Here is a 23,842-nt window from a genome sequence, read left to right as displayed (position 1 = left end):
GCTCGGATCATTGAAGGCTCTCGACTCTGTGTTTGTTCGGCAAGTCGCTTCAACTGTGTGAGATAAGCCGTTGGCGTGCTTGCTCGTGAGCCGAAACATCGCCTGAGCGGAGCCATCCGGAGTCGGCCAGGGTCAGGGATCACCGGCCAGCCGCTCCAGGCCAAGGCTCCGCGTGGGCGGAGGTAGACCCGTAGACCCATCGCGGGCCCCGGCGTGGGTGCGATCATGACGAAGATTCCGCGTAAGGCGGGAGCCAGTCTCAGCCCCGGGGGAGCTGGTGGCGTATGCCGTCGAGCAGCTTTGAGTGCGAGCAAGGTGCGCGTTCCCTCGGATGACGGCCCCCGGGAATGGTGTGATCGCGCGGTACCATTGTGGTATGGCGATGAATGTGCGTCTTCCCGAAGAGCTTGATGCGCAGTTGGACCGCCTCGCGCGCGAGCAGGGCGTGTCCAAGCACGCGCTTCTTATCGAGGGTGTCCAGGATGTACTCAAGAAGCACAACCGGAAACGCATGGTTCAGGAAGCCTTGGCGGATGTCGATGATCGCTACGGTGACGTCGTAGCCCGTCTCGCTGAGACCTGATGGACCGCGTCGAGCTCGAGGATGCGCTGGAGGCGCTGCGAGCGAGGGGGCTTCAAGTCCGTGACGTCGGGTTGCTCGACTCGGCACTTGCTCGGCCAGTAGCTTCAGCGTTCGGGCTGCCCGCCTACGGGTCGCTTGCTCTCGCGGCGGCAGCGCAGACTGAGTCAATCGTTCGGAATCACCCGCTGTTCGACGGCAACAAGCGAACGGGCCTCTACCTTCTCGCGGTATTTCTGAGGCTGAACGGACTGCGTCTTGTCGCCGGCAACGATGAGTTGTACGAGCACATCGTTGCGGTCGCGCGCGGTGACGTAAACCTAGACCAGTCGGCCAGTTTCATCGCCGACCGAGTTGAGCCATGGCGTTGATCTGCTGGGAACGCGCGATTAAGACTTGCGCCCCGGCCGCAGACAGGTGGCGTAGTCAAACGAAGTGAATGAGAATGGGACACGCACCCGACAAAACCGCTGGTCAACAAGTGAAGGCTCCGCGTAGGCGGAGGTCGACGCGGAATCCGCTCCCTCCTGGGGAAGGTGGGCCAGAAGGCTCCGCGTAGGCGGAGGTCGACCCCCAACCGGGATGGCTCCAAAGATTCCGAGGTTGAAGGCTCCGCGTAGGCGGAGGTCGACCCTCGCCTTCGGTCTCATCGGTGTCCCCGCTGAGGAAGGCTCCGCGTAGGCGGAGGTAGACCCAGCTCAAGGCTCGACTGCCGGGCGGCGAGGAAGAAGGCTCCGCGTAGGCGGAGGTCACGACGCGGTAGACCCTACTCGTCCAGCCCCAGCAGGCGGGCGCCGTTGTGCCAGAGGACGTGGCGTAGCCAGTCGTCGCCGAGGTCCAGTGCGCGGAGTACCCGCAGCTGTTCGGCGTAGGTGTGCGGGATGGTGGGGAAGTCCGTGCCCAGCACGATCTTCTTCTTCAGCGCGCCCAGCCGCCCGATGTAGTCCTCCGGAACCGGCGCGAAGTACTCGGCCAACTCGGTGAACACGATGGTCGTATCGAGGTGGACGTTCTCGTACTCCTCGGCGATGTCGGCGAAGCCGTGATACTCCGGCATCCCCATGTGCGCGATCACCAGGACCAACCGCGGGTGATCCGCGAGCACCCGTCGGATCCGCTCCGTTCCGGTATAGGTGCCCTTCAACGGCGCGGACCCCGCGTGCGCCACCACGGGGACCTGAGCTCGCTCGAGCTGATCCCACACCGGCGTCAGCCACGCATCGGCGGGGTCGTACTCACCCACCTGCACATGAGTCTTGAACAGCCGCGCCCCGGAGGCGAGCGCCTCGCCCACATAACCGGCGGCCTCCGGTTCCGGATAGAACGTGCCGCAGTGGATCACCTCCGGATAGGCAGCCGCCAGCTCCGCGTTCCACTGGTTCAACCACGCCGCCATCCCCGGCTTGTGCGGGTACGTGAGCGCGGGAATCCGCCGGACGCCGATGCCGCGCAGGAACTCCAGCCGCTCCTCCACCGGCCAGCGGTAGCGGATGGGCCAGGGCCTGCCGTAGTTCTGCTCGGCGTCGTCGAAGTACGACCAGACCTTCTGCTGCATGGCATCCGGCAGGAAATGAACGTGGATATCGGCCAGGCCGGGCAGGCCGAGGCTCCGCCAGAACGCGGGAATGTCCTGGTCGTGTGCGGGGTGAACAGCGTCGGTCACGTTCCCATCCTAGGTGCGACTCCGTTTTACCGGCACCTTTACCGGCACCGCGCGAGCCTCCGGCACGGTGATCGGCGCGGTTCTCCTGCACCATGAGGGGCGTGCCGCGCCAATGCGGGGTAGAGCGCACAGCTCGTATGGACGGTGAACCCGTGCTCGACGTCGCCCAGGCCGGCCGCGAATCCGTCGCAAGGCGCGGCATGGGCATGTGAGCGCGGTGGCCTCCCCCGGCTTCATCCCGGAGCTCCGTGACAGGGCTCCGAGACAGCGCTCCGAGACAAGGCTCCGCGACAGGGTTCCGCGACAGGGCTCCGAGACAATACGCAGGGATGCCGGCGACAATAGCGGTATGCGCTTCGTCGTCACCGTCATCGCCAACGCCGTGGGCTTCTGGCTGCTGGCCCTGCTCCTGCCCGGCCTCAGCGTCGAGCACAGCCAGGCCGTGACCGACACGCTCGGCAACGACACCGCCGCCACCATCGGCTCCTACCTCTTCATCGGCCTGCTGCTGGGCGTGGTGAACGGGCTCATCCGGCCCATCGTCGACCTGCTCGCGCTCCCCATCACCTGCCTCACCCTCGGGCTCTTCAGCCTCGTCATCGCCGCCGGCATGCTCATGCTCACCGCCTGGCTGAGCTCGTTCACACCCATCGTGCTGACCCTGGACGGTTTCTTCGCCGCGCTGCTGGCCGCCATCGGCATGTGGATCGTCGCCGGGATCGTCTCCGCCGTGCTGGAACGGATCTTCGTCCGCGACGAACACGGGCGTGCCTGAGCCTGACAGCTCCTACAGAACCGGGGGGGCAATTGCTGGCGCGTACTGGCCGAACCGCTGCACAGAACCGGGGGCGCGGGGCACGGCGTCACCAGCTGCTGGGCCGCCACAGCGCGACTTGTGCGTTGCGCCGCCATGGTGCGACCCGCCCGCGACGGGGCAGGGACCGCGGTCCTACGCTGGAGTCATGAGCGAGATCAACTTCCGCACCAGGAAATGGGTCCGTCCCGAGGATCTCAACGCCAACGGCACGTTGTTCGGCGGCAGCCTCCTGAAATGGATCGACGAGGAGGCGGCCATCTACGCCATGCTCCAGCTGGGAAACCAGCGCGTGGTGACCAAGTACATCTCGGAGATCAACTTCCGCGCCTCTGCCGTCCAGGGCGATCTGATCGAGATCGGCCTGCGCGCCACCAAGTTCGGCCGGACCTCCCTGACCATGCGCGCCGAGGCCCGGAACATGGTCACGCGCCGCACCCTGCTGACCATCGACACGATCGTGTTCGTCAGCCTGGACGAGAACGGCGTCCCCCAGGAACACGGCTACACCGACATCACCTACAACCGGGACCGTTTCCCCCGGCCGGCCTCCGACACCGCCGCCCGTGACGGTTCCTCTCATGATTCCGGTGGTGTGCACTAATTCCGCGTGAGCTCACCAGGAATTAGTGCACACGCCCGGAAATAAGCGGCACCGGAAGGCAACAGGCGGCGCCGGAACACAGCAGGCCGTGCCAGGAAGCCAGCAGGCGGCGCCAACACAGCGCGGCACCGTGCGGGTTCTTAGGCTGTGCTCAGGACGGGGCGCGTAGAATCGTCTCCCGTGACGCACCACGACTCGGACAAGGACACCGGCAAGCCACTCCCGTTCCACGGCGTGCTCCTGTGGCGGGGCATCCTCGGGATGGCCTTCGGCTTCGTGATGGTCTTCTGGCCCCGGGAGGAACTGGCCCCCTCGCTGCTGGTCCTGCCGGTCGCGCAGGTCGACTGGCTGCTGCTGGGCTACCTCGTGCTGAACGCCGTCCTGCTCATCCTGCAGGCCCGTTCCCCCCACCTCCCGGCCGGATGCTCGATGATCGTCTGGGGTCAGGTGATCGTCACCCTGCCGGGGATCCTGTTCCTCGTCGTCGCTGAACAGGCCGGTCAGCTGGTCGCCGCGATCTCGGTGTGGGCGCTGCTGCACGGTCTCCTCGAAGCGTGGCTGTGGCGCACCCTGCGGGAGCGCTACCGCGGTGCCTCGGACTTCCTCATCGCCGGCGGCATCCATCTGTTCCTGGCGCTCGTGCTGTTCATCAACCCTGCCATGCAGCCCCTGGCGATCCTCGGTTTCACCGGTGCGGCCGCGCTCATGACCGGCGTCGTCTTCGTCCTGGGCGCCATCACCGCCCGCAAGCGCCTCAAGGCACAGGCCGCCGCGGAGAACTGACGTCCTCCTCAGGGGAGAGCACGAGGCCCCGCCCGCCGCTGAGTCTGTTTGCCCGGCCTGACACCCCCGCCCGCGGGCACCCATCCATGCGCCGCCTAGCATGAAAGCACGGCGCGAACTGCGCTGTGATCCGATGGGAGGAATGTCATGAAGGCAGCACGGTTCCACGACCGCAAGGACATCCGCATCGAGGACATCGAGGAGCCCACCCTGCTCCCCGGCACGGTCGCCATCGACGTCGCCTGGTGCGGCATCTGCGGCACTGACCTGCACGAATACCTGGAAGGCCCCATCTTCGTCCCGCCCAAGGGACACCCGCATCCGATCTCCGGAGAGGAAGCGCCCGTCACGATGGGCCACGAGTTCTCCGGCACCATCACGGCGCTCGGCGAGGGCGTGGACGACCTGGAGGTCGGCCAGAACGTCGTCGTCGAGCCCTACATCATCCGCGATGACGTCCCGGTCGGGCCCGGCCACGACTACCAGCTCTCCGAGGACATGAACTTCATCGGCCTGGGCGGCCGCGGCGGCGGCCTGGCGGAGAAGATCGTCGTCGAGCGTCGATGGGTGCATCCCATCGGCGACATCCCGCTGGACCAGGCGGCACTCATCGAACCACTGTCGGTGGGTCATCACGCCTATGTCCGTTCCGGAGCCCAGGCCGGGCAGTTCGCCGTCGTCGGCGGCGCCGGACCGATCGGCCTGCTCACCGCCGCAGTGCTCAAGGCGGAGGGCCTGACGGTGGCGATCTCCGAACTGAGCGAGGCCCGCAAGGCCAAGGCCCGCGAAACCGGGGTCGCCGATCACATCTTCGATCCCCGCGAGGTCGATGTCGCCGATGAGGTCCGTGCCCTCACGGACGGCAAGGGCGCCGATGTCGGCTTCGAGTGCTCCTCGGTCGAACCGGTGCTGGACATGCTGCTGGACGCGGTGCGCCCCGGCGGGGTGGTGGTGAACGTGTCGATCTGGGGCCACAAGCCCACCGTCGACATGCCCACGCTCGTGCTGAAGGAGATCGACTTGCGCGGCACCATCGGCTATGCCAACGACCATCCGCGCACCATCGAGCTGGTGCAGCAGGGCAAACTCGACCTGGCTCCGTTCATCACCGGCCGGATCGGGCTGGACAGCCTCATCACCGACGGCTTCGAGCAGCTCATCAACAACAACGAGCAGCACGTGAAGATCCTGGTCAACCCCAGGATGTAACGGCATGCGGGGACCTGTCCGGCACCTCGGCGGCGGGACCGGCGGGCTCGTCGCCAGTGCCGGTTCAGACTCGCGCGACGAACTGCGCCGGCAGCACGATGTCCGTGCGGGCACCGCCCCCGGCGGCCCGGCCCACCCGCAGCTGCATCCCCAGGGCGCGGGCCTGGCCCTCGGCGATCACCAGGCCGAGCCCCATGCCCCCGGCGCCGGCTGAGAGATAGCGGCTGGGACCGTGGGAGAGGATGTCGTCGGGATAGCCGGGCCCGTGGTCGGTGATCGTGATCGCCTCCGGCGAGGTCGTCACCTCGATCGGATCGGCACCGTGCTTGGCGGCATTGATGAGCACGTTCGTCAGGATGCGTTCCAGCCGCCGCAGATCGGTCTCCATCGCGACCCCGGGCGCGCCGGGCATCACCCGCACCTCGTGCTCCCCGAGGATCGTATTGGCCTGCAGTCGCTGCACGAGCGAGTGCACCGTCTGGTCGAGCACCACGCGGGAGAGCTGCAGCTCCACCTTCCCGCCCTCCAGCCGGGACACCTCCAGCAGATCCTCCACCAGCGTCTGCAGGCGCTGCACCCGGTCCCGCACCAGTTCCGCCGGGCGGGAGTCGTCCAGCAGCGCGGCGGCATTGATCAGCCCGGTCAGCGGGGTGCGCAGCTCATGCGCCAAGTCGGAGGTGAAACGCTGCTCCGAGGTGATCCTCTGCTGCAGCCGGTCCACCGCGCGGTCCACCGCCAGCGCGAAGTCCGAGACCTCGTCGTTGCGGTAGGTGATCGCCTCGGACACCTTCACGGAGCTGTCGCCCTGCGCGATGCGCCGGGCCGCCGCCGCGCCCTGCGAAAGGCGCCTGGTCATCCGGTCGGCGATCAGGCTGGCCAGCAAGGTCAGCAGCGCGCCGGGCACCAGCATCCCGATCAGCAGGCCACGGTCCAGGCGGGCGAGGAGATCCTGGGACTCGGAGGTGTCCAGGCGCACGGACATGATGCCCTCGTGCGAGCCGACCGCGACCCGGCTGGCGGCCCACACCCACTCGTCGTCGCCCGAACCGGTGATCTGCGTGACCGCGGTGCCGGTCTGCGCCGCCTCCGCCAGCGCCGGCGGCAGCTCGGGATCGTCGATGGAGGCGTTCAGGGTGAGCATGCCGGTCTCGGCGTAGATGGCCGCAGCGGAGGCGAGCTGATCGGCGGTGCTGGTCCGCAGCCTCTCGTACTCGGCGCTGGCCACGTAGCTGCGCAGGATCAGCCCGCTGCTGAGCACCGCGATCACCGTGCAGGCGACGACGGTCAGGACGATCTTCCAGCGCAACGACACGGTGAGAGTGCCGCCTCAGGACGCCGCGAACCGGTAGCCGAAGCCGCGGACGGTCTCGATCATCTCCGCGCCGATCTTCTTCCGCAGCCGCTGGATGTGCACATCGACGACGCGGTTGTCCCCGGCCCAGTCGTAACCCCACACGGTGTAGGCGATCTTGTCCCGCGAGTACACTTTGCCGACCTCCTCGGTCAGCAGCAGGAGCACGCGCAGCTCGGTGGGCGTCAGATGGACCTCCTCGCCGTGCACTTCGACGGTGAGCCTGCTGGTATCCAGGGTCAGCGGTCCCAGCCGCGTCTGGTACCGGTTCAGCTGCGGCGCCGCAGCCTGGCCCGGGGGTGGCATCTGCGGCTTGGGCGGCACGGAGGGCGCCTGCACGCCGCCGGCCCCCAGCAGCGCCGGGTAGTCGTCACCATCGGCGATGATGGCCTGCGCCCCCTGCACGGCGGGGGTTTCCTGCGGCTCCGCCTCCGGGGTGAACCCCAGCTGCCCGGTCCCGGAGGTGATGAACCGGCGCACCACCGCGCGGATCCTGGCGCTGAGCACCTGCATGTCGAAGGGCTTGGTCAGATAGTCGTCGGCGCCGGCATCGAGCGCCTGGACGATGTCGAGGTTGTCCGAGCGGGCGGAGATCACGATGATCGGCACGGTGGAGTGCTCGCGGATGGCGCGGCACACGGAGGCCCCGTTCATGGTCGGCAGCATCAGGTCCAGCAGCACGACATCGGCGCCGTGCCCGGCGACGAACTCGTAGCCCTCCCGGCCGTCGGCGAAGCTGGAGACGGTGTATCCCAGGCGTTCCAGGCCGATCTGGGTGGTCTCCCGGATCACCTCGTCGTCTTCCACCAGGACGATGTGCATCCCGCTGCCTCCCTTACGTCTCGTCCATGCTCGTGATGCGCTGGCCGGCCTCGAAACGGCCGTTCTGGTAGCGGAACACCCTGACCGACCAGCCGGAGGGGCAGCATACGGCGTCGCCCTCGTCGTAGACGCTCTCCTCCGCCACCACGGTGCGGCCGCTGCCTGGGTGCAGGTGCAGCCCCGCGCCGGCCACTTTGAGGGTGATGACCGGCTCGCCGTCGTCCTCGGCGACCGCGAACCCTGCGAAGGCCAGCCCGACCTGCGGGCTCGTCACGGTGACCAGCTGCATCTTCTCCCCGTCGATGACGACCGGATCGCCGAACTCCAGGCACTCCTCGCAGTACAAGAGTACTTCCTCGGCGCCGGCGCCCTGGGCACCCAGCGAGGACAGATCGGCGTCGACGATGAGCCAGCGGATGTCCTCGGCGGAGAAGGGCTCGTCCGGGGCCCCGCCGGCAGGATCGGCCTCGATGGTCGCCCCCTGCGGGATGTCCTGGCTGCCGGAGACCCGGACGCCGGTGTCCGGCGCGCAACCGGTGACGATGAGCAGCACGGTGAGCAGCACGGCCGGCAGAGCGGCCGGACGTGGACGGCTCCGGGTGCGGAGAGGGCGTGCGGCGGGCATGTCTCCTAGTGTGGCGCATCGGTGGCCGGCGCACCCGGATTCGGGCCGGGAGGTGCGCGCGCGATAGCATGGTCCTCGATGTCCACCACACCTGATGGCCGGGATTCCGGTGCCTCGCCGCGGCCTGCCGGCGGGGATGTCACGTACAAGCACGCCTTCGCGTTCGGCGCCGTCGCCGCGCTCGCGGTCCTCATCCTGACGATCATCTTCCTGCGCGCCTGGCAGAGCATCGACGCCGTCATCGCCTCCGGCCTGATGACCGCCGGCGCCTTCGTCGGCGTGACGGGCGTGACGGCGCTCCTGGTATGGTTCGACCGGCGCAAGCCCGGCGGGGATCAGCCGCCGGACTTCCCCGTCCTGAAGTAGTCCCCCGGGTACGTGAAGCAGCCTCGGGCGGAAGCAGGCCCCGGCCTCAGCCCTTGATGGTGTAGCCGGCCTCGTCGACGGCGGCCAGCAGCGCAGCGGAGTCCAGCGGCGCGGCAGAGTCGATCCGCACCGGGGAGGCCCCGCCTGGAACCAGGTCGACGCGCACGTTCTGCACCCCCGGAAGGCCGGAGATCTCCTCGGTCACGGCGCGCACGCAGTGCTGGCAGGTCATGCCCTCCACCAGGATGTCGGTCTCCATATCGGCCTCCTTCAGCTCTTGATCAGACGTGCGATGGCCGCCGAGGCTTCGGCCACCTTCTCCTGGCCGGCTTCCTCGGACTCGCGGGCCGCCGAGACCACGCACTCGTTCATGTGCTCGGTCAGCAGGCTGACGCTCAGCGAGTGCAGCGCGGCGGTGGCGGCGGAGATCTGGGTGAGCACGTCGATGCAGTACTTCTCCTCTTCCACCATGCGGCCGATGCCGCGGATCTGCCCCTCGATCCGTTTCAGCCGGGCGAGGTGCTTGGCCTTGGAGTCCGGGTTGTCGGCATAACCTGGTGCGGCTGAGATGCTCATGCGCCGATGATATACCCCTACCCCGTATGCTTCAAGGGCGCGAGGCCCACGCGGAGCCGTCGGCCGCTGTGCCAAGGCCGTTACAGGAAGCGGTTCGCTGAGGGCCGCGCTCGCGGGCATCCGGCACAATGGGCCCCATGATCGGCAGCAGACGGCGCAGCGACTCGGCCACGGCCGTGCGCCTGAGCGTGGCCACCCGGCTGCTGCTTGCCAACCTGGCGATGCTGGTGGGCATCATCGTGCTGTTCACCACCCTCATCTACGCCGATGTCTCCCGCGCCCAGATGATGCAGGAGACCGAGCGCGTCCGCTCCAGCGCCCTGGCCCTGGCCACTTCCGATCCTCTGCGCGAGGCGATGGCAGCCGGCGCCGCCGATGACCTCCTCGCCTCCACTGCCGAGCAGTTCCGCCGGTCTTCCGGATTCGACCGGGTGGCGATCCTCTCCGCGGACGCCTCCGCCGCCATCGGGCGCGCGGACCAGCAGGACGAGGATGAGCTCCGGCCCGAGCGGCTGCCGCAGGTCTCCCGGGCCTTCGGCGGCGAGACGGTGAGCAACTACGACGAGGGGCTGCTGTACGCCGCCAGCCCGATCTTCGGTGAGGACGGCCAGGAGGTGCTCGGCGTCGCGGTGGTCAGCCAGACCGAGAGCGCCGTGCGCGGGAACCTGGAGCCGCGCGTGCTGTGGCTGCTCGGCGTCGGTGCCGTGGCCCTGGTGCTCGGCGGCATCGCCACCGCGATCACGGCCAAGGGCCTGCGCCGGGTCACCGGCAACTACGGTGCGGTGGAACTCGGCCGGGTGCTCGATCACCACCATTCCGTGCTCCATGCGGTCTCCGAGGGCCTGCTGCTGGTGGACCGCAAAGAAGGCATCGTGCTGCGCAACGCCGAGGCCTGCGCGCTGCTGGGACTGCCGGCGGACGATCCCAGCCGGCCGCTGTCCTTCGAGGAGGCCCGTCTGCCTGAGTCCCTGGACGCGCTGCTGCGGTCGGGGCGCCCGGCCCGGGACGAGATCCACTACACCGACAGCCATGTCCTCGTCGTCAATCAGCAGTCCACCGCCGGGCTCGGCGACGGCGGCAACCCCGGGTCCTCGGGCGCAGGCACCTGGGTCGTGACCATGCGCGACCACACCGAGCTGCAACGGCTGACCGGCGAGCTGGTGAGCGTGCGCGGATTCTCCGAGTCACTGCGCTCTCAGGCGCATGAATACGCCAACCGGCTGCATATGATCGTCTCCCTGATCGAGACCGGCCGGACCGCCGAGGCGCTGGAGTTCGCATCCGGTGAACTCGAGGACGTCGCCCGTCCCAGCCGGGCCGGCCTGGGCGGTTTCGACCACCCGGTCCTCTCGGCGCTGCTGCTGACCAAGATGGCGCAGGCGCATGAGCGCGGCAGCAGGCTGGAGGTCCGCACGGAGGGGCTGGCGGAGCAGCCGGAGGGCGATGACCGGGATCTGGTGACGGTGCTCGGTAACCTGATCGACAACGCCTTGGAGGCCGTCGGCGCCATCGACCTGCCCGCCGAGCGCAAGCTGGTGCGGGTCAGCATCTCCGGAAGCTCGGTCCGCGGCTGGACGCTGGAGGTCGCCGATGATGGCCCCGGCATTCCCGAAGACCTGCTGGACGACATCTTCACCCGCGGGTGGTCCACCAAGCACGCCGATGCCGGGCCCGCCAGCTGGGACCGGGTGACGGAGGCGGCCGGAGAAGGCGCTGGGGAAGACCCGGCAGAGGGCGAACGCCGGCCGCTCGGCCGGGGCGTGGGCCTGGCCCTCGTGGTGCAGGCCGTGCGCCGGCTCGGCGGCGCCATCGACGTGCGCGGCGCCGGCGAGGAGCCCGGCGATCTGGCCGGAGCGGCATTCACCGTGTGGATACCGGGCACGCCGCCGGCACCCGGCGGGAACCGGAGGCCCGGCCAGGAGGCCGCCCGCCCGGCGCACGCGCACGCAGGACAGGAAGACGAGAGGAGCTCATGACGGATCGCATCGGCGTTCTGGTGGTCGAGGACGAAGAAGTCGCGGCCCGGGCCCATGCCGAGTACCTCTCCCGGCTGCCTCAGTTCGAGGTCTGCGGAGTGGCGCGTACCGCCCGGCAGGCGCTCGCCGCTCTCGCCGGCGAACTGCCCGCCGTCCGGGCCGGGGACATCCAGCTGGTGCTGCTCGACATGAACCTGCCGGACGGGCACGGGCTGGAGATCATCCGCGCCATCCGACATCGGCGCGTGGAGGTGGACATCATGCCGGTCACGGCGGCCAGTGATCTGAAAGTGGTGCAGCAGGCACTGTCGCTGGGCGTGGTGCAGTACCTCATCAAGCCATTCGCGTTCCCCGCCTTCCGCTCCAAGCTGCAGGCCTATCTGGCCTACCGCGAGTCCATGGGCGGCGGCGGGCGGGTGACCCAGTCGGAGGTGGACCAGGCGCTGGCCGCCCTCCGCTCCAGCCACGAGGAGGAACTGCCGAAGGGCATGTCGCGCACCACGGTGGACGGCGTGCTGGACACCCTGGAACGGATGGAGGCCGCCTCGGCCGCGGAGCTCGCCGAGGAGCTGGGGGTCTCCCGGGTCACGGCGCGCCGCTATCTGGAAGGGCTCGCGGACCTGGGCCGGCTCGAGCGGGTGCCGCGCTACGGCAGCGCGGGCCGGCCCGTTCTGGAGTACCGCCTGGCCTGAGCGGGTATCAGTCCAGGCCGAGCGTCTCGCCGACCACGCGGGAGGCCAGTCCCGTGTACGACTGCGGCGTGAGTTCCAGCAGTCGCGCCTCGGCCTCGGCCGGGAGGCCCAGCCCGCGCACGAACTCGCGCAGGCCCTCCGCGTCCACCCGCTTGCCGCGGGTGAGTTCTTTGAGCTTCTCGTAGGGGTTGTCCATACCGGGGACGCCGGCTGCGCCCGCGGCGCGCATCACCGACTGGACCGCCTCGCCGAGCACCTCCCAGTTGCCCTCCAGATCGGCGTCGAGCGCCTCAGCGTTGACCGCCAGGCGGGACAGGCCCCGGCTGACGTTGGAGATCGCCAGCAGCGAGTGACCGAACGCGGGGCCGATGTTCCGCTGCGAGGAGGAGTCGGTCAGGTCTCGCTGCAGCCGCGAGGTCACAAGGGTGGAGGCGAGCGTGTCGAACAGCGCGCTGGAGATCTCCAGGTTCGCCTCGGCGTTCTCGAACCGGATCGGATTGATCTTGTGCGGCATCGTCGAGGACCCCGTGGCGCCTTCGACGGGGATCTGGATGAAGTAGTTCATCGAGATGTAGGTCCACACATCGGTGGCGAGGTTGTGCAGGATGCGGTTGAACCGGGCGATGTCCGCGTAGAGCTCCGCCTGCCAGTCATGCGATTCGATCTGCGTGGTGAGCGGGTTGTAGGTCAGGCCCAGGTGCTCCACGAAAGCCTTCGCCAGCGCGGGCCAGTCGGCGCCGGGGACCGCCGTCGCATGCGCGGAGAAGGTGCCGGTGGCGCCGTTGATCTTGCCCAGGTACTCGGTCCGCTCGATCCGGCGCAGCTGCCGGCCCAGCCGGTGGGCGAAGACGCCGATCTCCTTGCCCAGCGTGGTGGGGGTGGCCGGCTGGCCGTGGGTGTGGGAGAGCATCGGCTGGTCCCGGTGCTCGGCGGCGAGATCGCGCAGCTGCTCCACCAGGCGCCGCGCGGCCGGCAGCCAGACCTGTTCCACGGCGCCCTTGACCATCAGCGCGTAGGACGTGTTGTTGATGTCCTCCGAGGTGCAGGCGAAGTGCACCAGCTCGGACACGTCGTCCCCGCCGATGCGTCCCAGGCCGGCCTTCACGGCGTACTCGACCGCTTTGACGTCGTGCACCGTGACGGCCTCGAACTCGGCGAGCTGGGCGATGGTCTCCTCGTCGAAGCCGGAGACCAGCTCGCGCAGCTGCGCCTTCTCGTCCTCCAGCAGGCGCCGGGCACCGGGCACGACCTCGTTCTCGCTGAGGAAGATCAGCCATTCCACTTCCACGTGCATCCGCTCCCGGTTGAGCGCGGCCTCGGAGAGATGATCCACGAGCGGGGCCACGTCCTTGCGGTAGCGGCCGTCCAGAGGGCCGAGGGCGAGGGCGGGCTGGAGGTCGGCCAGGGCGGTGCGCGGGGGGAACTCAGTCATGGTGGTCATTTTCTCATGAGCCGTCACAGGCCAGCGCCGCCCCGCGTCACTGGCGCGCGCGCTCGCCGTGACTCGTCCACACCATGGCCGCCCGGCTCGGATCTCCGGCGTCCCGGCCGCCAGGCTTGCGGCAAGAGGGGAAAGGAGAAACCGCATGTCGCTGCCGCTACCGTCACCCGCCGGGTCGCCCGACTGGCTCGTCCAGCACCTCGGCCGGGATTCCCTTGCCGCCTTCGAGGAGTTCGTCGCGACCTGGCGGGCCCGGGCGGCGGCGCTCCGGGACCACGCGGCGGAACTGCGCGCCGACGCCGCCGCGCTCGAATGGCGATCAGAGGCGGCGGAGGGGTTCCAGCGGAGACTGGCGGCGCGTACGGGTGAACTGGAGGACCTGGCGGCCGAGGCCGACGAGGTGGCACTCGCGGTGGACCGGCATGCCGAGGAGGTGCGTGCCGCCGCCCAGGGGATCGCGCACGCCGCCGCCCAGGCGCTCGAGCAGGGACGAGAAGGAGCCGCCCGCCTGATCGATCTTCTCGGTGAGACAATCGAGGCCGGCGGGGAGGGGCTGGAACTGATGGGTGAGCTCCTGCGCACCGGCGTCCTGCCCCCGGGCCTTCCCACGCCCCCGTTTCCGGGAGCGGGATGATGTCCGGGCACGCAGACGGGATGATGTCCGGGCGCGGAGAGCCGCCGTGGCCGGACGCTCCGTCGCCGGGCGTGCACCGGCTGAGCCTGGGCGCGTACATCCGTGCCGTCCGGCGCTGCGGCGCCGCTCTTCCTCCCGGATTCGACCTCGATGCCGATGCCGCCCAGCGGTTCGGCCGCGCGGATCCGCCCGGCGACCAGGGGGCCGGTCCGGAGGCGCTGGCGATTCTGGCCGCCATCGCCGCCGCGCCGGCAGCGCTGCGCCTGCACTGCGCGGCGGGACTGTCGGGACTCGAACCGCTCATCGCCGCCGCCACCGGTCCCGTCCGTCGCCGCTCGCACGGCTCTCCTTCGTACGCGGAAGGCGCGGAGGCGTTTCCGCCGGCCCACGCGCCGGCCGGCGACCGCCGCCATATGCTGGTGCACCTGGCCGTCGCCGGTGCCGTCGCCGCGATGCTCATCCGTGGCTGGAGCGAGGCGCGGCCGGGCGGCAGTGTCCTCGTCTCGGCGCTGCCGCTCACGGCGGCGGCAGGACAGCTGAGCCGGCTGATCGATGCGTTCGCCGAGGAGGCCGTCGTGATCGGGATGACCCGGTACGGTGCCGGGGCCCGGGCCCCGGCGACGCATCGCACGCGGATCTGGTGCCACCACAACCGGGCAGGTGAGCCTCCCGGCCCGGTGCAGCGGGCCATCGCCGCCGAGCTGGCACTGATCATCCGCGCCGGGGCACAGCCATGACGGCGCCCGGCGGCCGCGTCACCGGCGGCGCCTACGCCATCGAGGCCCGCACGGCGGATATGCGCGCCACCGCTGCGCACTGCGAGGACATCGCCGGCCGTACCCGCACGATCGCCACCGCCGCCATCGGCGAGGACCTGGCGCTGGCTGCCGTCCCCGGGAGCGTCCTCGCACCGCACACGCTCGTGTCCGTGACGGGCCGGATCGCCGGATTCGAACTGCGCGGGCAGGCCTGCGCTGCCTCCACCGCGGCACTCGCGCAGGCGTTGGATATGGCGGCCGGAGCCTACGAGCGCGCAGACAGCGCCGTCCAGGACGCGCCGGGACGCATCCTTCATCTTCTGGGTCTGGTGACCGGGGCGGGCCTGGTCTTGGGTGCTCCCGCCCGGGCGTTCAGCCCCGTCGCCGCCGCCTGGACCGCAGTGGGCGCTGCCGCCGCCTGGCCCTGGCGGCCGGGGACGCCCGCGGGCCGCGCGGCCGGACGGGCGGCCGGAGGCTGGGCCACGGCGGGGGAGATCCTGGAGCACTTCGTGCCCGGCGTCGTCCGCGGCCTGACCATACTCGGCCCAGGCATACCCGGCACGCCGTTCGCGGTGGAGCGTCCGCGGGACGGCGCTGAGCTGGCAGAGCTGCTGCTGCTTCTGGCCAGGGCGCGCGGATTGATGGAGAAGAGCGGACTGGAGGTGCACGAGGTGCCCGCGTCCCACACCGATCCAGTGGACCCGCCGGCCGGCCTGACCGAGCTGTTCCGACGTACCGCGCAGCAGAACAAGAGCCGTGAGGGCACCGGTGCTCCCAATCCACGACAGGAGAACGGCGAGGTCAGGGTCGAGGAAATCCTGCACCCGGACGGTACCCGGAGCTGGATCGTGCACGTGCCCGGCACCACCGAATGGGACCCCGGCCGGCACGACGCGCCGACCGATCTGACCTCCAACGCCGAGGCCGTGGCCGGACACGAGACGCAGGCCATGCGCCTGGTGCGCGAGGCGATGGAACGCGCCGGTATCGCGCCGGGCGAGGAGGTCCTGATGACCGGCCACTCCCAGGGCGGCCGGACCGCGCTGGGCCTGCTGGAGGACGAGGAGTTCCTGGTCCGTTTCAACGTCACCGCGGTCGTCACGGCCGGCTCGCCGGTGGCGACGATCGAGGTGCCCCCGGAGGTCGAGGTGCTCTCCATACAGCACGCAGACGATCCGGTGCCGTTCCTGGACGGCGGCCAGAACCCGGGCCGGGCGCACTGGACCACGGTGACGGTCGAGGCCCCGGCCGGCGCGCCGCCGCGCACCGGCGGTGAAGCGCATCGGTCCTCGGCCTATGAGGAGAGCATCCGCGCGCTGGAGGACCTCGGCGAGGGTACCGCCGCCGGCGCGTCCGTCGGGGAGTTCCTGCGCCGGCACCGTCAGTTCTTCTCCGGCCGCGGCGGCCGGGCCCGGGAGTTCTACGGCCGGCGCAGATACCCGCCTCAGCACGAGAACGGGCAGGAACAGGGCGGTTCCCGGGAGCACGAGGACGGAGGCAGGTTCCGCCAGGCGGCCCGCGCCCGGCCGACCGTCGGCGGGTGAGGACCGCGCATCCCGGGACTTTGCTCGGACGCCCTAATAACCAGCAGCTGACCAGGAGAAACTTGGACTGCCGAGCATTCGTGGATGCCTATGGGGAACCCGCCGGGGCCTTGTGCGCGGCCCACAGCCTCCCGGCCAGGACTCCTAGCGTGAGGAGGGCGACCAGGGATGAGAACCGCGCGGGTGTCGCGGTAGAGTGACGACAACACTGTGAATCACCTCACAGTGAGGCCGGACAGTCGCACACCCGTTGACTCCCCGGCCGGGCACACGTCCACGCGGCGCGAGGGGCTACCGCTCCCGCCCGCCGAGGAAACAGGAGAATACCGATGGCCTCTCCCACGCATGTGGGCGGCGGCGTCAATGTCGACGACCTGCCGCACGTAGACCAGCCGATGATCCAGATGCTCACGCCTGAGGGCAAGCGCGTCCCGGGCGGCGAGTACGAACGTTTCGCGGAGGATCTCGATGACGAGATGCTTCGCCTGATGTACCGGGACATGACCCTCAGCCGGCGGGTCGACGCCGAGGGCACGGCACTGCAGCGGCAGGGCCAGCTCGGCCTCTGGGTCCCCCTGCTGGGGCAGGAGGCCGCGCAGATCGGCCTCGGCCGGGCCACCCGGCCGCAGGACTTCATCTTCCCGTCCTACCGCGAGCACGGCCTGGCGCTCACCCGCGGGGTGCCTCCGGAGACCCTGCTGGGGATCTTCCGCGGCGTCTCCCACTCCGGCTGGGACCCCCAGGCGCACAATCTGCACCCCTATGCCATCGTCATCGGCGCGCAGACCCTGCACGCCGTGGGCTACGCGATGGGCGTGCAGCTGGACGGCGATATCGCCACCGGCGACCAGGACCGCGACACCGCCACCATCGCCTGCTTCGGCGACGGCGCCACCTCCCAGGGGGAGGTCAGCGAGGCCCTCACCTTCGCCGGCACCTACAACGCGCCGGTGCTGTTCTTCCTGCAGAACAACCAGTGGGCCATCTCGGAACCCACCACCGTGCAGACCAAAGCGCCGCTGCACACCCGCGGCGTGGGCTTCGGAGTCCCGGGCGTCCGGGTGGACGGCAACGACGTCATCGCCACCTACGCCGTGGCCCGTGCCGGCCTGGACAGCATCCGCGCCGGCAACGGACCGCTGCTGCTGGAGGCCTACACCTACCGGATGGGCGCCCACACCACGGCGGACGATCCCACCAAGTACCGCAGCGACGCCGAGACCGAGAACTGGCGCGCCAAGGACCCGATCCGGCGTCTGCGCCGGTACCTCCTGGAGTCCGAGATGGCGGACCAGGAGTTCTTCGACGGCGTCGACGCCGAGGCCGATGAGCTCGCCGCCGGGCTGCGCAAGGCCTGCGTGGAGATGCCCGATCCCGATCCGCAGGAGATGTTCTCCCACGTCTACTCGCACGAGCACGCCCTGGTGAGCGAGGAATCCGCCTGGCACGCGCAGTACGAGGCCTCCTTCGCGGAAGCCGAGGCCCGGTGATGGCGCAGCTGACCATGGCGAAGGCCCTCAACGCCGGCCTTCGCAAGGCGATGGAGTCCGATCCCAAGGTGCTCCTCATGGGCGAGGACATCGGCAAGCTCGGCGGCGTCTTCCGCATCACCGAGGGACTGCAGAAGGACTTCGGCGAGCAGCGGGTGCTCGACACCCCGCTCTCCGAGGCCGGCATCATCGGCACCGGCGTGGGGCTCTCGGCACGCGGCTTCCGGCCGGTGTGCGAGATCCAGTTCGACGCCTTCGTGTACCCGGCGTACAACCAGATCGTCACCCAGGTCGCCAAGCTGCACTACCGCACGCTGGGGCACGAGAAGATCCCGATGGTCATCCGGATCCCCTTCGGCGGAGGCATCGGGTCCCCCGAGCACCACTCGGAGTCTCCGGAGGCGATGTTCGCCCATCACGCGGGTCTGCGGGTGATCAGCCCGGCCACGCCCCACGACGCCTACTGGATGATCCAGGAGGCCATCGCCGACGACGATCCGGTCGTCTTCTTCGAGCCCAAGCGCCGCTACTGGCTCAAGGGCGAGGTCGACACCGAGCGCAGCGGCAAGGACACCTACCGGGCCACGGTCCTGCAAGAGGGCAGCGATGTGACCCTGGTGACGTACGGCGCCCTGGTGAGCACCGGCCTGGAGGTGGTCAAGGCGGCCGCCGAGGAGGGCACGAGCGTCGAACTGATCGACGTGCGCAGCATCTCGCCGCTCGACGTCGACACCCTCGCGGCATCGGTGGAGAAGACCGGCCGCCTCGTCGTCGCTCATGAGGCACCCACCTTCCTGGGGCTCGGGGCCGAGATCGCCGCGCGTGTCACCGAACGCTGCTTCTACTCGCTGGAGGCGCCGGTGATCCGGGTGGGCGGCTACCACACGCCGTACCCGCCGTCCCGGATGGAGGAGGCCTACCTCCCCGATCTGGACCGGATCATGGACGGCATCGACCGGGCACTCGCCCACTGACCACGAAAGGTGATGAGCATGACCGACGTTTTCACGCTCCCTGACGTGGGCGAAGGCCTCACCGAGGCGGAGATCGTGTCCTGGAAGGTCCAGACCGGGGACACCGTCACGGTGAACCAGGTGCTGGTCGAGATCGAGACCGCCAAGTCCCTGGTCGAGCTGCCCAGCCCGCAGGCCGGTACGATCGGCGCGCTGCTGGTGCAGGAAGGCCAGACCGTCGAGGTGGGCACGCCCATCGTGCGCTTCGGCGGGACAGGCGGCGCCGATGACGCCCCCGCAGCTGCATCCGGGGCCGGCGGGCAAGCCGGCGCCGATGCGGCCGCCCCGGCCGGTGGAACTGCGGAGGAACCCGATGATGCCGGCGGGGCGACCCTCGTCGGCTACGGAGACCGCGGCGGCTCCGGCTCCCGCAGGCGAGCCCGCCGCGCGCCGGCCGCGGGATCGTCCGCCCCTGCCGGGCAGACGACGGGCGTGCCGGCGGACACGACCACCGCGACTCCGGCGGCCACGAGCGGTGCGGCACCGGCGTCCGCTCCGCCGGCCACTCCCGCCGGGTCGCCTGCGGCGGAATCCGGTCCGGTTCTCGCGTCCCCGGGACGTCCGCTGGCCAAGCCGCCGGTGCGCAAACTGGCCAAGGACCACGGCGTGGACCTCGCCCGGGTGCCGGCCACCGGCAGCCGCGGCGAGGTCACCCGGGAGGATCTGCTGGCCTATCTGGACGGTGCCGGCGGCGGAGGTCAGGCAGGCGCTGTCGCTGGATCCGGGCCCGTCGCGGCGAGTTCCGCGACCGCGGGGACGGGGCAGCCGGAACGCCGTGAGGAACGGGTCCCGGTCAAGGGCGTGCGCAAGGCCACCGCGCAGGCGATGGTCACCTCTGCTTTCACCGCCCCGCACGTCACCGAGTTCCTCGAAGTGGATGTCACCGGCACCATGGATCTGGTGCGCCACCTGAAGGCCACCGGCCTGCTGGGCGAGGACGTGCGGGTCTCCCCGTTGCTGATCGCCGCGCGGGCCGTGTGCTGGGCGGTCCGGCGCAATCCCATGATCAACGCCACCTACGCCGATGACGCGATCACGATCAAGCACTACGTGAACCTCGGCATCGCCGCCGCCACGCCCCGCGGACTGCTGGTGCCCAACATCAAGGATGCGGACCGGCTCGATCTGGCCGGCCTCGCCCGCGAACTGGGCCAGCTCATCGGGCAGGCGCGTGAGGGCAAGACCCCGCCGTCGGCGCAGCAGGGCGGCACCATCACGATCACCAATGTCGGGGTGTTCGGCGTGGATTCCGGCACGCCCATCCTCAACCCGGGGGAGGCGGCGATCCTGGCATTCGGCCAGATCAGGAAGAAGCCCTGGGTGGTGGACGATCAGATCGTCCCCCGAGAGGTATGCCAGCTGGCGGTCTCCGCGGATCACCGCGTGGTCGATGGCGAGACCATCTCGAAGTTCCTCGCCGATGTCGGCGCCGCCATGGAGAACCCGGCCGTCATGCTCTGACGCCTGTTCCGGTCTCTCGCGCCGCTATCTCCCGGGCGGTGCGCACATTCCACCTGAGCTCACCAGGAATGTGCGCACCGCCCGGGACTCACCGGGTCCGCTCGCAGTGCGTCCGTAGGTCGTCGCTGTGCCCTTAGGTCGTCGTCGCCCGGGTCTGGAGGGTGACGATATACGGGCGCGCTGACGATCTAAGGCCGTATCCGCCTGCGGCCCCTGAAGCAGGACGGCCACCGCTTATCGACGGTGGGAATCAGGAACAGCCGCGGGTACTCGTGCGCCCAGCCGCGGAGACCCAGCCCCAGACGCCCGGCTCCGGGGACCCGGCGCCGGTGTCTTAGCGGGCGGCGCTCAGGGCTGGAGCTTCGTGGAGCCCTCGGGGTCGTCGGTATCGGAGAGCTTACGGGCGAAGCAGTCGTCCCGGGAGAGCTCCTCCTGCGCGCAGAACTCGAGCGCGTCATCGGCTTCCCGGTACGGCTGGTCCAGTACGACCACCCAGAAATCGGACATCTGGAAGGTGCTCCAGTCCCCGCTCCACAGCAGCAACGCTTCCGGATACTGCGCCTGATACTGCTGGTAGGACTCCAGGATGTCCCGGTTGGTCCAGGTCTTGCCCTCGGCGCGCAGGCCGACCTGCTTGGCGCTCAGCTGGGTCACCCAGGAGTCGTTGAGCCGGTCGAACGACGAGTCCAGAGTCTCCTCGCGGATGCGCTCCAGCTCCGCCAGCGCCTCTGCTTCCGTGTCCGGCACCGAGCCCGGCGGAGCCGCCTCCGGGGCGCTCTGCGGATCCGGTGCCACGCCGTCGGTGGCCGCGGTGGTCGGGTCCGGCAGGGTCATGGGTTCCGGAGCGGTGCGGTTGCGCTGTTCCAGCAGCACCACTCCGCCGACCATGAGTGCCACGATCAGCAGCGCGCCGGCCACCAGGAACAACATCGGGCCCGCTGCCGGACGCTTCTTCTTCTCTTCCGCTTCGGAGGCTTTGACTACCGGCTGCTGACCGGTGTGATGCTCGATGTACTCGTAATAGTTCGAGTATTCCGGCTGCGAATGCGGCGGCACCGGCACGCCGCCGGTCTGCACCCCCGGCTGTGTGCCCGGAGCTTGCGCGCCCGTCTGTGGTCCCGGGGCGGGCGTACCTGGCCCCGGCTGCGCATCCGTCCCTCCAGCGTTCCCGAACCCTCCGAGCCGGTCGGCCCATGCCGGCTGCCCATCAGGGCGCGCCGGTCCATAAGCTGGCTGCCACGGGGGACGCGGCGGGGCCTGAGCGGCACCGGGTTCCAGCCAGGCCTCGCTGGTTCCCGGCCGGATGCGCGGACGCGGAGGCGTGCCGGGCTGCCCGGATTTCCCGGGTTTCCTGGAACCGGCGGGTGTCCCCTGGTCGGAGGCCCCGCCGTGCGGGGGGTTCGACATCGGGCTCCTCCTGTTCGGATGCGTCTTCGGATGAAAGTGTACGTGCCCCGCGGCCGTGCGGCGGGCCGAACCGCCAGGAACCACAGCACGGCCGGATGCGGCCCTTGTTCGCTCCGGTTCCGCGCGCCGCTGACCTGTCCGGACGGCCCCGGACCTGTACCCGTCTGCCAGATCGTCGCAGCTGCCCATCTTTCTTCTCGCCCCGGCGCCCTGGATCGGACCCATGCGCCTGTGCCATACCGCTGCTGGACGCGCTGGGCCACGGTCCCTGTGCCATACCGCCGCCACGGCCGACCGCGCAGTACTGCACCACCCCGCCGTCGCCGGCGCGCCAACAGGGTGGCGTAGAGCACCGCGGGATCGGTGGAACGCACGCTGTACGCCGCTCCCCGGAAGCCGCCGCCGTACCGGGGCCCGGCCCATCGTGCACGCGCCCCAGTGGTTGTGAAAGCCATGTCCCGGGCGCGGCCGTACTGCGGCACCCGCATGGCGCTACCCGGGCCGCGGGGGGGGCGGACGGGGCGCCCGGGTGAAGGGCATGAGCGGCTCAAGTTGCGGCCGGGGCGTGGAAGTCCATAGAATTGAGAGCTGTCGTCTGCGTCCATTGCGTCATCTGGCGCCGTGAACGTGGGCACGCACTCATTGTGCGCTGCACTCGAGGCTCTTCGACACTCACGCGAGGTGCTTCAGCGCCAGTGAGACATCCGTGTTCGCCCGCTCAACCCACGGGTGACGCGAACATAGCCCGCCACCGGGCGATTGATGAAGACAGTGCACCGCATGAATCTGCTCGGCTCATTCGAAATGTGAGAGCCGAGGGGTTTGAGCCCGGTGACAAAGGTACAGATGTCTACCGGCCGGCAGCACCGCTGCGCGTGGGCGCGCCGGCCGAGAACTGTGAACTGGAGGAGAGTCATGGCAGCCACCTGCCAGGTGACCGGAGCCGTCCCCGGCTTCGGGCACAACGTGTCGCACTCGAACCGCCGCACCAAGCGCCGGTTCGACCCGAACATCCAGAAGAAGCGCTATTACGTGCCTTCTCTGCGCCGCACCGTCACGCTGAACGTGAGCGCCAAGGGCATCAAGGTCATCGACGCCCGCGGGATCGACGCCGTGGTGAGTGAACTCATCGCGAAGGGAGTGAAGCTCTGATGGCCAAGGCACAGGACGTCCGCCCGATCATCAAGCTCAAGTCCACGGCCGGCACCGGTTTCACCTACGTGACCCGGAAGAACCGCCGTAACAACCCCGACCGCATCGTGCTCAAGAAGTACGATCCCGTCGTCCGCAAGCACGTCGATTTCCGAGAGGAGCGCTGATCTCAGCGTGGCCAAGAAGTCCAAGATCGCCCGTAACGAGCAGCGCCAGATCGTCGTCGAGCGCTACGCGGAGAAGCGCGCTCAGCTGAAGAAGCAGCTGATCGACCCCAACAGCACCGACGAGCAGCGGGAAGAGGCACGCCTCGGCCTGCAGAAGCTTCCTCGCGATGCCTCGCCGGTCCGGCTGCGCAACCGCGACCAGGTGGACGGCCGTCCGCGTGGCCACCTGCGCAAGTTCGGACTCTCCCGCGTCCGCTTCCGTGAGATGGCGCACAAGGGCGAACTGCCGGGCATCACCAAGTCCAGCTGGTAAGTTACGAGCTGGTACGGTACTGGTTACGTTCGTACCACCAGTACGCAATCGACTCGGTCCTAAGGAGGACAACCTATGGCTAAGAACCGCAGCGAGCTCGTCGCCGAGGTCGCAGAGAAGTCCGGCCTGACTCAGAAGCAGGTCTCCGATGTGCTCGACGGCGTCTTCGAGGTGTTCTCCTCTGCCGTTGCCAATGGCGAGAAGCTGACGGTCCCCGGCTGGCTGTCCGTGGAGCGCACCGAGCGTGCCGCCCGTAAGGGCCGCAACCCGCAGACCGGTGAGGAGATCGAGATCAAGGCCGGCTACTCGGTGAAGATCTCCGCCGGTTCCAAGCTGAAGGCCGCTGCCGGCTCGCCCAACTGAGCCTAGGTCGTCCTTGGCCACACGCGTGGCGTAGGGCC

The 23,842-nt window shown here is 69.6% G+C and carries 27 protein-coding genes; 19 read left to right on the top strand and 8 right to left on the bottom strand.

Features of this window, described 5'->3' with window-relative positions; genetic code table 11:
• Positions 1-376 precede the first annotated feature (376 nt).
• Both IEW13_RS15455 and IEW13_RS15450 read left to right on the top strand, forming a co-directional pair.
• A complete protein-coding gene (locus IEW13_RS15455) occupies positions 377-583 on the top strand; it encodes a CopG family ribbon-helix-helix protein (RefSeq protein ID WP_188551834.1) in 207 nt (68 codons plus the stop codon).
• The gene (locus IEW13_RS15450; RefSeq protein WP_188551833.1) at positions 583-951 is read left to right on the top strand and encodes a type II toxin-antitoxin system death-on-curing family toxin; all 369 of its coding nucleotides are present in this window, start codon (positions 583-585) and stop codon (positions 949-951) included. The genes IEW13_RS15455 and IEW13_RS15450 overlap by 1 nt, the downstream gene beginning before the upstream one ends.
• 395 nt (positions 952-1,346) lie before the next feature.
• Here the strand turns inward: IEW13_RS15450 and IEW13_RS15445 are convergent, their stop codons facing one another.
• Positions 1,347-2,243 carry an amidohydrolase family protein gene (locus IEW13_RS15445; RefSeq protein ID WP_229745230.1) on the bottom strand — a complete coding sequence of 299 codons (897 nt, stop codon included), beginning with the start codon at positions 2,241-2,243 and terminating at the stop codon, positions 1,347-1,349.
• Between the two features lie 349 nt (positions 2,244-2,592).
• On the opposite strand from IEW13_RS15445, the gene IEW13_RS15440 reads away from it, so the two are divergent.
• The 4 genes from IEW13_RS15440 (at position 2,593) to IEW13_RS15425 (ending at position 5,653) form a co-directional block, all read left to right on the top strand.
• Complete coding sequence (locus IEW13_RS15440) at positions 2,593-3,018, top strand: phage holin family protein (RefSeq protein WP_188551832.1); 426 nt, start codon at positions 2,593-2,595, stop codon at positions 3,016-3,018.
• A 187-nt stretch (positions 3,019-3,205) separates the two neighbouring features.
• Complete coding sequence (locus IEW13_RS15435; protein ID WP_188551831.1) at positions 3,206-3,661, top strand: acyl-CoA thioesterase; 456 nt, start codon at positions 3,206-3,208, stop codon at positions 3,659-3,661.
• A gap of 180 nt (positions 3,662-3,841) precedes the next feature.
• On the top strand, positions 3,842-4,444 hold the full coding sequence (locus tag IEW13_RS15430) for a hypothetical protein (protein ID WP_188551830.1): 603 nt from the start codon (positions 3,842-3,844) through the stop codon (positions 4,442-4,444).
• Between the two features lie 147 nt (positions 4,445-4,591).
• The gene (locus tag IEW13_RS15425) at positions 4,592-5,653 is read left to right on the top strand and encodes a 2,3-butanediol dehydrogenase (protein WP_188551829.1); all 1,062 of its coding nucleotides are present in this window, start codon (positions 4,592-4,594) and stop codon (positions 5,651-5,653) included.
• A gap of 64 nt (positions 5,654-5,717) precedes the next feature.
• On the opposite strand, the gene IEW13_RS15420 is transcribed toward IEW13_RS15425, so the two are convergent.
• Genes IEW13_RS15420 through IEW13_RS15410 form a run of 3 tightly spaced genes read right to left on the bottom strand, consistent with a single transcriptional unit; the run spans position 5,718 to position 8,451 of the window.
• Complete coding sequence (locus IEW13_RS15420; protein ID WP_188551828.1) at positions 5,718-6,965, bottom strand: sensor histidine kinase; 1,248 nt, start codon at positions 6,963-6,965, stop codon at positions 5,718-5,720.
• A 15-nt stretch (positions 6,966-6,980) separates the two neighbouring features.
• The gene (locus IEW13_RS15415; protein WP_188551827.1) at positions 6,981-7,826 is read right to left on the bottom strand and encodes a response regulator transcription factor; all 846 of its coding nucleotides are present in this window, start codon (positions 7,824-7,826) and stop codon (positions 6,981-6,983) included.
• A 13-nt stretch (positions 7,827-7,839) separates the two neighbouring features.
• Positions 7,840-8,451, bottom strand: a complete 612-nt coding sequence (locus IEW13_RS15410) for a hypothetical protein (protein WP_188551826.1) — start codon at positions 8,449-8,451, stop codon at positions 7,840-7,842.
• Positions 8,452-8,529: 78 nt separating this feature from the next.
• On the opposite strand from IEW13_RS15410, the gene IEW13_RS15405 reads away from it, so the two are divergent.
• Positions 8,530-8,817 carry a hypothetical protein gene (locus IEW13_RS15405; RefSeq protein WP_188551825.1) on the top strand — a complete coding sequence of 96 codons (288 nt, stop codon included), beginning with the start codon at positions 8,530-8,532 and terminating at the stop codon, positions 8,815-8,817.
• Positions 8,818-8,863: 46 nt separating this feature from the next.
• On the opposite strand, the gene IEW13_RS15400 is transcribed toward IEW13_RS15405, so the two are convergent.
• Positions 8,864-9,076, bottom strand: coding sequence for a heavy-metal-associated domain-containing protein (locus IEW13_RS15400; protein WP_188551824.1), 213 nt, complete (start codon positions 9,074-9,076; stop codon positions 8,864-8,866).
• Between the two features lie 11 nt (positions 9,077-9,087).
• Positions 9,088-9,393, bottom strand: a complete 306-nt coding sequence (locus tag IEW13_RS15395) for a metal-sensitive transcriptional regulator (protein WP_188551823.1) — start codon at positions 9,391-9,393, stop codon at positions 9,088-9,090.
• A gap of 137 nt (positions 9,394-9,530) precedes the next feature.
• Between IEW13_RS15395 and IEW13_RS15390 the strand changes: the two genes are divergently transcribed.
• Positions 9,531-11,369 (top strand): sensor histidine kinase, encoded by a 1,839-nt coding sequence (locus IEW13_RS15390; protein WP_188551822.1) that lies wholly within the window; start codon positions 9,531-9,533, stop codon positions 11,367-11,369.
• The gene (locus tag IEW13_RS15385) at positions 11,366-12,061 is read left to right on the top strand and encodes a response regulator (protein ID WP_188551821.1); all 696 of its coding nucleotides are present in this window, start codon (positions 11,366-11,368) and stop codon (positions 12,059-12,061) included. Before IEW13_RS15390 ends, IEW13_RS15385 begins: the two co-directional genes overlap by 4 nt.
• Positions 12,062-12,068: 7 nt before the next feature.
• On the opposite strand, the gene purB is transcribed toward IEW13_RS15385, so the two are convergent.
• Positions 12,069-13,493 (bottom strand): adenylosuccinate lyase, encoded by a 1,425-nt coding sequence (gene purB / locus IEW13_RS15380; RefSeq protein ID WP_188551820.1) that lies wholly within the window; start codon positions 13,491-13,493, stop codon positions 12,069-12,071.
• A 154-nt stretch (positions 13,494-13,647) separates the two neighbouring features.
• Between purB and IEW13_RS15375 the strand changes: the two genes are divergently transcribed.
• From IEW13_RS15375 to IEW13_RS15350, 6 genes are all read left to right on the top strand, one after another.
• On the top strand, positions 13,648-14,136 hold the full coding sequence (locus IEW13_RS15375; RefSeq protein ID WP_188551819.1) for a hypothetical protein: 489 nt from the start codon (positions 13,648-13,650) through the stop codon (positions 14,134-14,136).
• Complete coding sequence (locus tag IEW13_RS15370) at positions 14,136-14,873, top strand: hypothetical protein (RefSeq protein WP_188551818.1); 738 nt, start codon at positions 14,136-14,138, stop codon at positions 14,871-14,873. Before IEW13_RS15375 ends, IEW13_RS15370 begins: the two co-directional genes overlap by 1 nt.
• Positions 14,870-16,438, top strand: coding sequence for an alpha/beta hydrolase family protein (locus IEW13_RS15365; protein ID WP_188551817.1), 1,569 nt, complete (start codon positions 14,870-14,872; stop codon positions 16,436-16,438). The genes IEW13_RS15370 and IEW13_RS15365 overlap by 4 nt, the downstream gene beginning before the upstream one ends.
• Positions 16,439-16,833: 395 nt before the next feature.
• Entirely contained in the window at positions 16,834-17,928 is a 1,095-nt protein-coding gene (gene pdhA, locus IEW13_RS15360) for a pyruvate dehydrogenase (acetyl-transferring) E1 component subunit alpha (RefSeq protein WP_188551839.1), read from the top strand.
• The gene (locus tag IEW13_RS15355; protein WP_188551816.1) at positions 17,928-18,902 is read left to right on the top strand and encodes an alpha-ketoacid dehydrogenase subunit beta; all 975 of its coding nucleotides are present in this window, start codon (positions 17,928-17,930) and stop codon (positions 18,900-18,902) included. Before pdhA ends, IEW13_RS15355 begins: the two co-directional genes overlap by 1 nt.
• Positions 18,903-18,920: 18 nt before the next feature.
• Complete coding sequence (locus tag IEW13_RS15350; protein ID WP_188551815.1) at positions 18,921-20,402, top strand: dihydrolipoamide acetyltransferase family protein; 1,482 nt, start codon at positions 18,921-18,923, stop codon at positions 20,400-20,402.
• Between the two features lie 348 nt (positions 20,403-20,750).
• On the opposite strand, the gene IEW13_RS15345 is transcribed toward IEW13_RS15350, so the two are convergent.
• Positions 20,751-21,479, bottom strand: a complete 729-nt coding sequence (locus tag IEW13_RS15345; RefSeq protein ID WP_188551814.1) for a hypothetical protein — start codon at positions 21,477-21,479, stop codon at positions 20,751-20,753.
• 1,245 nt (positions 21,480-22,724) lie between these two features.
• On the opposite strand from IEW13_RS15345, the gene rpmB reads away from it, so the two are divergent.
• The 4 genes from rpmB (at position 22,725) to IEW13_RS15325 (ending at position 23,804) form a co-directional block, all read left to right on the top strand.
• Positions 22,725-22,961 (top strand): 50S ribosomal protein L28, encoded by a 237-nt coding sequence (gene rpmB, locus IEW13_RS15340; protein WP_188551813.1) that lies wholly within the window; start codon positions 22,725-22,727, stop codon positions 22,959-22,961.
• Positions 22,961-23,128, top strand: a complete 168-nt coding sequence (gene rpmG / locus IEW13_RS15335) for a 50S ribosomal protein L33 (RefSeq protein WP_188551812.1) — start codon at positions 22,961-22,963, stop codon at positions 23,126-23,128. Before rpmB ends, rpmG begins: the two co-directional genes overlap by 1 nt.
• Before the next feature lie 7 nt (positions 23,129-23,135).
• Entirely contained in the window at positions 23,136-23,441 is a 306-nt protein-coding gene (rpsN, locus tag IEW13_RS15330; RefSeq protein ID WP_188551811.1) for a 30S ribosomal protein S14, read from the top strand.
• Positions 23,442-23,516: 75 nt separating this feature from the next.
• On the top strand, positions 23,517-23,804 hold the full coding sequence (locus IEW13_RS15325) for an HU family DNA-binding protein (protein ID WP_188551810.1): 288 nt from the start codon (positions 23,517-23,519) through the stop codon (positions 23,802-23,804).
• Positions 23,805-23,842 lie beyond the last annotated feature (38 nt).

Source organism: Sediminivirga luteola (assembly GCF_014639315.1).
In the GTDB taxonomy this organism is placed as follows: Bacteria; Actinomycetota; Actinomycetes; order Actinomycetales; family Brevibacteriaceae; genus Sediminivirga; species Sediminivirga luteola.
This window is presented reverse-complemented; position numbering and strand designations above follow the sequence as displayed.